We start from the raw sequence: 9,137 nt of genomic DNA on the forward strand, positions 1-9,137 counted from the left end.
CGCGCCGGAGATCGCCGCCGCGCTCGGCGACGACGTCGGCGGACGCGACGCGATGCTCTCCACCGGTTCGGCCGAGGACGCCTCCGCGCTGGCCGGCACGCTCGGCGAGGCGGCGCTGATCCATTGCGAGGTCGCCGGCGAGATCGCCCGGCTGCTGGGTCTGCCCGCCAACATCGAGCGCGCGATGCGCCATCTCTTCGAGACCTGGGACGGGCACGGCAAGCCCGACGGCCTGAACGGCGACCAGGTGCCCGCCGTGGTGTTCCATGTGGCGCTGGCGGGAGACCTCGAGATCTTCTCGCGCGTGCACGGCGTGCCCGCGGCCCTGCGCTACATCGGCGAGCGTTCGGACGCGAAGTATCCGAAGGCGCTGGTGGCGCTCGTGACCCGGAACGCACCGGCGTGGATGAGCGCGCTGGATGCCGGTGCGCACGAGGGCACGCACACCACCGGCAGCCTCGACGCGACGCTGGCCGCGCTCGAAACGCCGCTCGAACTGGTGGCCGACGTCATCGACCTCAAGCTCCCCTGGATGACGGGGCTCTCGCGACGCGTGGCCGATGCGGCGCGCGAAGCCGGCGCGGTGCTCGGCTTCGACGCGGCCGCGCTGGAGCGGCTCCATCGCGCGGGTCTGCTGCACGGCATCGGCCGCGCGTCGGTGCCGAACGCAATCTGGAGCGAGGGCCGCCGGCTCGGCGAAGCCGATCGCGAGAAACTCCGCCTGATGCCCTACTGGACCGGACGCGCCGCGCGCCGCCTGACCGCGCTGCACGCCGAAGCGGAGCTCGCGTCCTATGTCGACGAACGGATGGACGGCTCCGGCGCATTCCGCAGCGCGGCGGGCGCCGCGATCCCGATGCCCGCACGCGTGCTGGCCGCCGCGGCCGCGTGGGTGACCGTGCGAACCGGACGGCCCGGCGCGCCAGCGCTCGACACCGACGCGGCGCGCACGGCCATGGGACAGGAAGTGGCGGCCGGTCGCCTCGACCCGCAAGCGGCCGACGCCGTCTGCGGCGCCGAACGCCGTCGCGTGGCGTCTCCCCCATCCTCTCGCCCATCCCCTCCTTCAACGTCGCCTGCCATCACGCTTTCCGCGCGCGAGACCGAAGTTCTCGGACGCATCGCCATCGGCGAGAGCAACAAGGAAGCGGCGAAGGTGCTCGGCATCAGCCCCGCCACCGTGCGGACGCATCTGGAAAGCGCGTTCCGCAAGCTCGAATGCAGCACGCGGGCCGCGGCGACTTTGAAGGCGATGACGATGGGGTTGCTGACGGTCTGAGACCGACTACCTGCCCTCGCCAGGGCGTTGGCCGCTGGAGCGCAGGGCCTTGGCGTCAAGCGCCAAAACCCCGCGCCCCACCGTCCCCAACCAATAGTTGACTGACGCGATCACTTCCGCCGGCCGATCTTTATGCGGCGAGTGTCCGCATGCCTGAAGCTCAAGAAGCGTCGTCTGCGGCACCTCGCGCGCGATGCCACGGATCTGCTCGAGCGTGCCGTACTCGTCGTCGACACCCTGCATCGCGAGCAGCGGACACGTGATCGCCCGGATCTCCTCGACGATGGACCAGTCGCGGAACGCCGCGCTCAGCCACGTCTGACTCCACCCGCCGAACGGCGAATCCGGGTCGTCGTGGAATCGGGCCAGGCGATCGCGCAACGGACCCGCCTCATAGATCTCGACCGTCTTGCGGATGCCGTCGAGGGAGATGTCTTCGACCACGATGTGCGGCGCCGCGACCACCGCCCCCGCCGTGGGCAGCTTCGCCGCATGCAGCAGCGCGATCGAGCCGCCGTCGCTGTGCCCGAACAACCAGGGCGGCGACGTCACGCCCAGTCCCTTGAGCACCGCAGGCAACACCTCATGCGCCTGACGGTGCAGGTAGTCGACGTCCCAGCGATCGTCCGGCGCCCGCATCGTGGAGCGTCCGTAACCAGGCCGCGAGTACACGAGCCCGCGCATGCCGATCGCCTCGCACAGGCGCGTCGGGAAGTCGCGCCACATCGCGATCGAGCCAAGCCCCTCGTGGAGAAACACCATCACCGGCGCATCGCCGATGGTGTCGCCGGTCGCATCATTGGCCCAGGTGTATTCGATCTCGGTGGCCTGCCCGCGCCAGTCGATGCGAAGCCGTTGCGTCGGAGTCGTGCTGTTCATGGGGACGCATCTTAGGCATGCGCACCGAGGCAGGCAGTCACGCTGGCGCGCCGGTGCAGGCGTTCATGCGTTCATGTGATCGGCACGCCGTCGACGAGCCGTTTGGCCAGCCGCGGCTGACGCAGCCGCTCGACCCACCAGTCCAGCGCCCTGCCCTCGTGTTCGCCACGCCAGGCCACGTAGAGAGTGTTGGGCTCGCGTGGGTCGGCGGTGCGCCTCTCCACGAGCTCGCCGCGTTCGATCAGGCCGCTGACGCGATGCCGCGGCAGCCACCCGACGCCCAGACCTTCCGCCTGCGCCCGGACCTTGGCCGCCATGCTCGGCACGGCGAGCTGCGATTGGCCACCCTGGATGCCGTAGCTGCGGCCGCTCGCGCCGCGCGAGGTGTCCGCCACGACGATGGCGCGGTGCGTCCGGATCGTGTCCCGGCTGAGCGGCTCCGGCGCCGTCGCCAGCGGATGCCGGGGCGCGACGGCAAAGGTCCAGGCCATCTGGCCGAGCTCGAACCAGCGCAAGCCCGGGATCGCCGGCGGCTCGTTGGTCGCGCCGACGACGAGGTCCGCGCGCCCTTCGCGCAAGGCCTCCCAGGTCCCGCCCAGGACCTCGTGCGTGAAGCGCAGGCCGACGCCTGCCTCGAGCTTGTCGAAGTCCGCGATCACCGGGAGCAATGTCGCCATCTCCAGCAGTTCATCGGTGACGATGGTGAGGCGGTCTTCCCAGCCGTTGGCGACTTGCCGCACCCGTGTGTTCAGGCGCGACATGTCGGCCATCAGGCGCTGCGCCTCGGTGGCGAGCAGTTGGCCCGCGGGCGTCAGCTGCAGCCGGTAACGGCGCCGATCGAAGAGCAGCGCGTCGTAGCGGGTCTCGAGCTGCCGCGCGGCGTGCGAGATCGTCGACGGCGCCTTGCCCAGCGCCGCGGCGGCGCGGGAGAGGCTGCCGGTGGTCCGGATCGCCTCCAGCAGGGCGAGTTCTTCCTGACTCAACATGTTCGACGCTTTCGAATGAGTGCATCGTGATTGTGGTGCGACTTCCCCGGCGGGAGGGACGAATATTCATCCATCGCCAGGCAGCAAGGCCAACGCGAAACACCCCACCCCGGCCATGCCGGACCAGTCGCACCGAACGAGTCTGAAAGGAATCACCATGAACGCCATCACCACCACCGCTTCCATGAACGCCGCCGGTCGCTTCGCCGGCAAGACCGCGCTGGTCACCGGCGGCAGCAGCGGCATCGGCCTGGCGGCTGCGAAGGCCTTCGCGGCCGAAGGCGCCCGCGTGGTCATCACCGGTCGCGACGAGGCGGCGCTGGCCCGCGCCAGCGCCGAGATCGGCGGCGATGTCATCGCGCTGCGCAACGACGCGGGGCAGCTCGCCGACGCGGCGGCCCTCGGTCAGGCGATCCGCGACCGGGACATCCAGCTCGACGCCGTGTTCCTGAACGCCGGGGTCGCGAAGTTCGCGCCGCTGGCCGAGGTCACCGAGTCGCTGTGGGACCAGACCTTCGACACGAACGTGAAGGGCCCCTACTTCCAGGTGCAGGCGCTGCTGCCGCAACTGCGCCGCGGCGCGTCCATCGTCATCAACGGCTCGATCAATGCGCGCATCGGCATGCCGAATTCGTCGATCTACGCGGCGAGCAAGGCCGCGCTGATCTCGCTGGCCAAGACGCTGTCGGCGGAACTGCTGCCCAGCGGCGTTCGGGTGAACGTCGTCAGCCCGGGCCCGATCCAGACGCCGCTGTACGGCAAGCTGGGCATGGATGCCGCCACGCTGGACGCGACCGCCGCGGCGATCCTGGGCCAGATCCCGCTGGGCCGCTTCGGCACGGCGGAGGAACTGGCCTCGACGGTGCTGCACCTGGCGGCGCCGGAGTCGGCCTTCATCGTCGGGACCGAGATCATCGTGGACGGCGGGATGAGCCAGCTCTGAGCACGCGCTGATTGAGCGCCCAGCCCTACGGGGCGACGCCAAAAAAGAAAAGGCCCCGGTCGTGAGACCGGGGCCGAAAGTTTGTCCGCCTGCAGAGGGAAAAGGCGGACCATGCGAGAGAGAAGCATGAACAACGAAAGCTCGAATTCCGTTGTCAGGATCAACTGTAGGGACGACGACGTGCGGCGGCACGAGGGCATCGTCCCATCGTCGCCTCGGCGATCGCCCGATGCGCGTGTCGGGCGTTCGCCTACAAGGCTTCATTTCCCCGCTTCAATCCGCGGCGGCGGGCGCGGTCGCGCGCGTGGTGCCGCCCAGCGCGCGCTGCGCACTCGCGGCCATGAACAGCGCGAAGAAGACGACGCAGGACAGGCCCGCCGTCAGCGAGGTGTGCTCCGCGATCATGCCGATCAGCGGTGGGCCGGCCATCATGCCCAGGTAGCCCAGCGACGAGACGGCCGCGATGCCGTGCGCGGCGCTGACGCCGGGCACCTTCGAGGCCGCGCTGAACAGCACCGGCACGACGTTGGACAAGCCCAGCCCGACCAGCGCGAAGCCCAGCAGGCCCGCGGAGGCGACCGGCACCAGCAGCGCGGTCGCCATGCCAACGGCCGCCAGCAGTCCGCTCGCGACCATCAAGGGCACCGGCGCGACGCGCGCCCGCACCCAGTCACCGCCGAAACGCCCCAGCGCCATCGCCAGGCTGAAGCTCGCATAACCCAGCGCGGAGAGGCTGGCGTCGCTGGCGCGCTCCTGTTTCATGAAGAGCACGCTCCAGTCGTACATCGCGCCTTCGGCGATCAACCCCAGCGCCGCCAGCGTGCCGATCAGCGCGAGCACGCCGCGCGGCAGACTCAGCGGCTGCGATTCGCCGGCGTCGGTGCGCATCTTCAGCATCGCCACGCAAGCGCCCAGGATCAGCACCATGCCCGTGCCGCAGGCCACCAGCAGATGCGTCTGCGGCGTCCAGCCCAGCAGCGGCAGCAGGCTGCCGACGCCCGCGCCGACCATGCCGCCCAGGCTGAACATCGCGTGGAAGCCGCTCATCAAGGGACGACCCGCGAGGTGCTCGATCTCGGTGGCTTCCGCGTTGATGGCGACGTCGAAGAGACTGGCCGTCGCGCCGAAGAGCATCAGCAGGAGCACCAGTCCGAGGTACACGCTGGGCGCGATCAGCATCGAGACGCCGGCCGCGCACAGCACGCCCGTCAGCCCCGCCACGCCGCGCGGGCCGAAGCGCGCCACGACCCGGCCGGCCTGCGTCAGCGCCAGCAGCGCGCCGACGCCCGAAGCCAGCATCGCGATCGCCAGCGACTGCTCGCCCAGGCCGTAATGCGCCTTCACCGTCGGGACGTGCACGCCCCAGGTCGCGAACAAGGCGCCGGACACGAAGAACTGGATGCGCAGCGCCCAGGCCGCCGAAGTCAGGCGGCGAGGCGTCAAGGTGTCGGAGATCGTGGTCATCGTGAGGTGCCGTGAAGAGCCCGTTACTGTAGGCGCCACGGGGCGCCCCTCGCGCGGCTGTCGCCCCCGGCCTGCCAAGCGCGGGCTCTCCACGAGGCATGAGGGCTCCCTCCTGGACCCTCAAGCCTCATTCCGGCCCCACCCGCACTCGCTGACCTCGCCCATGCGCTTGACGCTGGAACATGCGACGTTGTGTGGGGTCAGGTCGTGCTGACTCCGGGTCAGGAGACCATGCCGCGCAGGGCGTTGAAGAGCTTGCGCGGCTGCAGGGGCTTGAAGAGCACGGTGTGGCCGCTTTCGGTGGCGCGGCGCAGTTCCTCGCGGCTGGTGTCGCCGGTGACCAGGATCGCCGGCACCTCCATGCGGCAGAGCTCGCGTACCGCGCGGATCGCGGCGATGCCGTCGGGTCCGTCGCCGAGGTGCAAATCCGAGAGGATCAGGTCGGGGGGCTCGGCGCGCGTGCGCACCGCCTCCGCCGCCTCGGCCGCGGTCGCCGCGATGATGGACTCGTAACCCCATTCCTCCAGCAGCAGCTGCAGGCCGATGCGGATCGGCTCCTCGTCGTCGATGACCAGCACCGAGCGCGGCTCCATGACCGGCATCGGCACGGTGTCGGCGGCGGTCGTGAACTCGGGGATCTCCGGCAGCCCGCCCAGCGGGATGCTGAGTCGGAACATCGTGCCCCGCCCCGGCCGCGACGCGACCATCAGCCGGTAGCCCAGCAGGTGCGCCAGCCGCTTGACGATCGCCAGGCCCATGCCGAGGCCCTGCGTGCGGCTGCGCTCGCTCTGGCCCACCTGGTAGAACTCCGCGAAGATCCGCGGCAGGTCGCTGGACTTGATGCCGATGCCGGTGTCCCAGACCTCGAGGTTGAGGTGGGTCGAGGTGGAGCGCGCCACCACCACCACGCCGCCCTCCTCGGTGTACTTGATGGCGTTCTGGATCAGGTTGCCCAGGATGCGCTCGAGCAGCAGCGGATCGCTGGTGACGGACTTGCCGCCCGGCGAGAAACGCAGCCCCAGCCCCGACCCCTCCGCCTGGCCCGCGTAGTGCATGTGCAGGCGCCGGAACAGGTCGCGCAAGGTGAAGTGCTGGAGGTTGGGCTCGACCGTGCCGGCATCCAGCCGCGAGATGTCGAGCATCGCGTTGAAGGAGCGTTCCAGGCCTTCGATCGAGCGCATGACGTTGCGGATCAGCGGCTCTTCCTCGGTGCCCTGCAGGCGGCGCTCCAGGCTCGCGGCGAAGAGCCCCAGCGCATGCACCGGCTGGCGCAGGTCGTGGCTCGCGATCGCGAGGAAACGGCTCTTCTCCTGGTCGGCGCGGATGGCGCCGTCGCGGTCCTGCTCGAGCGTGCTGACCTGCAGATCCTGCTCCATCAGCAGGCGCTTGGCGCGCTGCCAGCGGTGGTGTTCGAGCAGGGCCAGTCCGCCGACCACCGCCGCGGCGAGGAACCAGACCGGGCCGGCACCGGGCCGCGCGCTCGGATCGAACAGCCGCGCCAGGCCTTCGGAGGCCGGCAGCACCGCGATCACCGCCGACCAGCGCCCCATCGGCGCCAGCAGCACGCCGACCACCGCCGCCGTGGCCGCCAGCAGCGGCCCGGTCAGCAGGCCGCGCGCGCCAGGCGATTCGGCCAGCCACGGATGCAGGCTGAGCAGCACGAGGCAGCCGGCCGCCTGCAGGTAGAGCAGGCGGCGGCCCTCGCGATCCGAGAAGGCCATGCGGCTGCTGTCGGACCTGGCCCCGCGGTGCGAGAGCGACCGCGCGGTGAAGACGCAGCCCAGCGCCAGCGCGATGACACCGAAGACCCAGACCACCAGGCCCGCCCCCGGCATGCCGCGCAGCAGCGCCGAGACCAGCGGCACGGCGACAGCCGTCAGCAGCCAGGGCCAATGGCTCCAGGCTTCGTCGAAGCCGGCGTCCTGCAGCCGGCGCGCGATCGCGCGGCGCTCGCGGCGACGGCCTTCCTGGACGGATTCGTCGTTCTCGGGCACCGCGCCGGCGACCGCGACGAAGAGGCTGGGTTTGGGTGGGCGCCGGGCGCGCTTCGGACGAGCAGCCGGACCGTCGGCCGGCGGCGGAGTTCCCGCAGCAGCCGATGCCGGAGGCCCGGAACCGGCATCGCCCGCATCACCTGCGTGAGTGCCAGGCGCGGACGGCACGCCGGGCCCGCCGTGCGAGAGCGGACTCGCGGCGCGATCCGTGACGGGCGCGCCGGACGCCACATTGCCGCCGTTCGATGAAGCACCGGACGGCGGGCCAGAAACGACGCTCGCCGGCACGTCAGGGACGTCCGGCGAGTCGATGCGCGAGTCGATGAAGAGCTCGGTCGGCGGAAAGCTCGTGTCGGGGGCTTGTTCCTCGACGCCGTGTCCGCCTCGGTGGACCGTGGCCACCGCGTCAGCGGAAGAGGCTGATCATGTGCGAGCGCGACTTGACGTCCAGCGCCAGCAGCAGCGAGGACACGTAGTTCTTCACCGTGCCCAGCGACAGCTGCGTCGAGTTGCTGATCTCCTGGTTGCTGCACCCGGACAGCACCAGCTCGAGGATCTCCAGGTGGCGCGGGCCGAGTTCGGCCACGCGGTCGTACATCGCCGACGACGGGAAACGCGGGAACAAGGTGCCCGACTGCGACTGGCGATGACGCTGGCCCTCGGCCAGCAGCGCGCGCAGCGTGCTGCGCATCTCGGCCATCATCGCGCCCTTGGGCAGGTAGCCCACGGCGCCGAGCGCCCGCGCCTGGCGGACGACGAATTCATCCTGCGTGCCGCTGAAGACGACGACGCGGGCCTCGGGATAGGCCTCCATGAACTGCCGCAGCCCTTGCAGGCCCTTGCAGTCCCCCAGGTTCAGGTCCAGCAGCACGGCATCCACCGCGCCGCCCTGCGCGTAGGCCTGCAGGCCTTCCTGCAGCGACGCCGCCTCCACCCACTCGATGTCGATCTCGTCCAGCGACTGGTACAGCGTGCGGATCCCCGCCCTCACCAGTTCGTGGTCGTCGACCAGGAGCACCCGGCGCTTCACCGCCGGCAACGCATAGCCACCACTTCCAGCCGCCTCGAACGTGCGGGCAACGGACACTGCTTCCATAGGGCCTCCCTTTTTTCGACTGACCGATGGGTCTCCGGCACGGTCGTCGTCACCCTCTACTGCACGCCGGAGAAGGCCCGCATGATAGGCCGATGGTCACTTGCGTCGCCCCCTCTTCAGGGGGAACCCTGAGGGGGTATGTCGGAAACACTTGTGACGACATGTTGCTGATTTGGATCGCCAACGTTGTCACATGCCATCCCTATTTATAGGTCTGGGAGCGCCCGCGCCACCCCCCTTTTGGTGGGAATTCCATCGGACGCCGTCCGGTGAGGCGCTTGAGGCGTCGCCCGGCGACCGACAGATTCCAGCAAGGTCGCAGCGGACCCCGCTCCCTAGAATCCCGGCAGCTCTCCTCCCCTCATGCGCCGCGCCGTTCTCCCTCGCCCCGCCCACGGACCTTCGCCGGTCCGCCGCGCCACGCCCTCCGCCCTCCCGGTCCTCTGCGCCGGCCTGCTGGCCGGTGCCGCGCCCGCCTGGGCGGCCGGCAGCCTGG

The 9,137-nt window shown here is 70.5% G+C and carries 7 protein-coding genes; 2 read left to right on the forward strand and 5 right to left on the reverse strand.

What is annotated here, in order from left to right:
• On the forward strand, positions 1-1,279 hold a 1,279-nt coding region (locus tag VF536_RS17410), incomplete at its 5' end, for an HD domain-containing phosphohydrolase (RefSeq protein WP_331616122.1).
• Between the two features lie 6 nt (positions 1,280-1,285).
• On the opposite strand, the gene VF536_RS17415 is transcribed toward VF536_RS17410, so the two are convergent.
• Together VF536_RS17415 and VF536_RS17420 are read right to left on the reverse strand one after the other, a co-directional pair.
• The gene (locus tag VF536_RS17415) at positions 1,286-2,158 is read right to left on the reverse strand and encodes an alpha/beta hydrolase (protein ID WP_331616123.1); all 873 of its coding nucleotides are present in this window, start codon (positions 2,156-2,158) and stop codon (positions 1,286-1,288) included.
• A gap of 71 nt (positions 2,159-2,229) precedes the next feature.
• Entirely contained in the window at positions 2,230-3,144 is a 915-nt protein-coding gene (locus tag VF536_RS17420) for a LysR family transcriptional regulator (RefSeq protein WP_331616124.1), read from the reverse strand.
• Positions 3,145-3,301: 157 nt separating this feature from the next.
• Here VF536_RS17420 and VF536_RS17425 point away from each other — a divergent pair, with 157 nt between their 5' ends.
• On the forward strand, positions 3,302-4,087 hold the full coding sequence (locus VF536_RS17425) for an SDR family oxidoreductase (protein ID WP_331616125.1): 786 nt from the start codon (positions 3,302-3,304) through the stop codon (positions 4,085-4,087).
• A 273-nt stretch (positions 4,088-4,360) separates the two neighbouring features.
• Here the strand turns inward: VF536_RS17425 and VF536_RS17430 are convergent, their stop codons facing one another.
• From VF536_RS17430 to VF536_RS17440, 3 genes are all read right to left on the reverse strand, one after another.
• Positions 4,361-5,551 carry an MFS transporter gene (locus VF536_RS17430; protein WP_331616126.1) on the reverse strand — a complete coding sequence of 397 codons (1,191 nt, stop codon included), beginning with the start codon at positions 5,549-5,551 and terminating at the stop codon, positions 4,361-4,363.
• A 221-nt stretch (positions 5,552-5,772) separates the two neighbouring features.
• Positions 5,773-7,947: an ATP-binding response regulator gene (locus tag VF536_RS17435; RefSeq protein ID WP_331616127.1), complete on the reverse strand. Its 2,175-nt coding sequence runs from the start codon at positions 7,945-7,947 to the stop codon at positions 5,773-5,775.
• Positions 7,948-7,951: 4 nt separating this feature from the next.
• Positions 7,952-8,641: a response regulator transcription factor gene (locus VF536_RS17440; RefSeq protein WP_331616128.1), complete on the reverse strand. Its 690-nt coding sequence runs from the start codon at positions 8,639-8,641 to the stop codon at positions 7,952-7,954.
• Between the last annotated feature and the right edge of the window lie 496 nt (positions 8,642-9,137).

Source organism: Roseateles sp., assembly GCF_036486225.1.
GTDB lineage: Bacteria > Pseudomonadota > Gammaproteobacteria > Burkholderiales > Burkholderiaceae_C > Roseateles.

Excerpts from the sequence above, each read along its gene's own strand:
- VF536_RS17430 (WP_331616126.1), bottom strand. The coding sequence starts at position 5,551 with ATGACCACGATCTCCGACACCTTGACGCCTCGCCGCCTGACTTCGGCG.
- VF536_RS17415 (WP_331616123.1), bottom strand. The coding sequence starts at position 2,158 with ATGAACAGCACGACTCCGACGCAACGGCTTCGCATCGACTGGCGCGGG.
- VF536_RS17440 (WP_331616128.1), bottom strand. The coding sequence starts at position 8,641 with ATGGAAGCAGTGTCCGTTGCCCGCACGTTCGAGGCGGCTGGAAGTGGT.
- VF536_RS17425 (WP_331616125.1), top strand. The coding sequence starts at position 3,302 with ATGAACGCCATCACCACCACCGCTTCCATGAACGCCGCCGGTCGCTTC.
- VF536_RS17420 (WP_331616124.1), bottom strand. The coding sequence starts at position 3,144 with ATGTTGAGTCAGGAAGAACTCGCCCTGCTGGAGGCGATCCGGACCACC.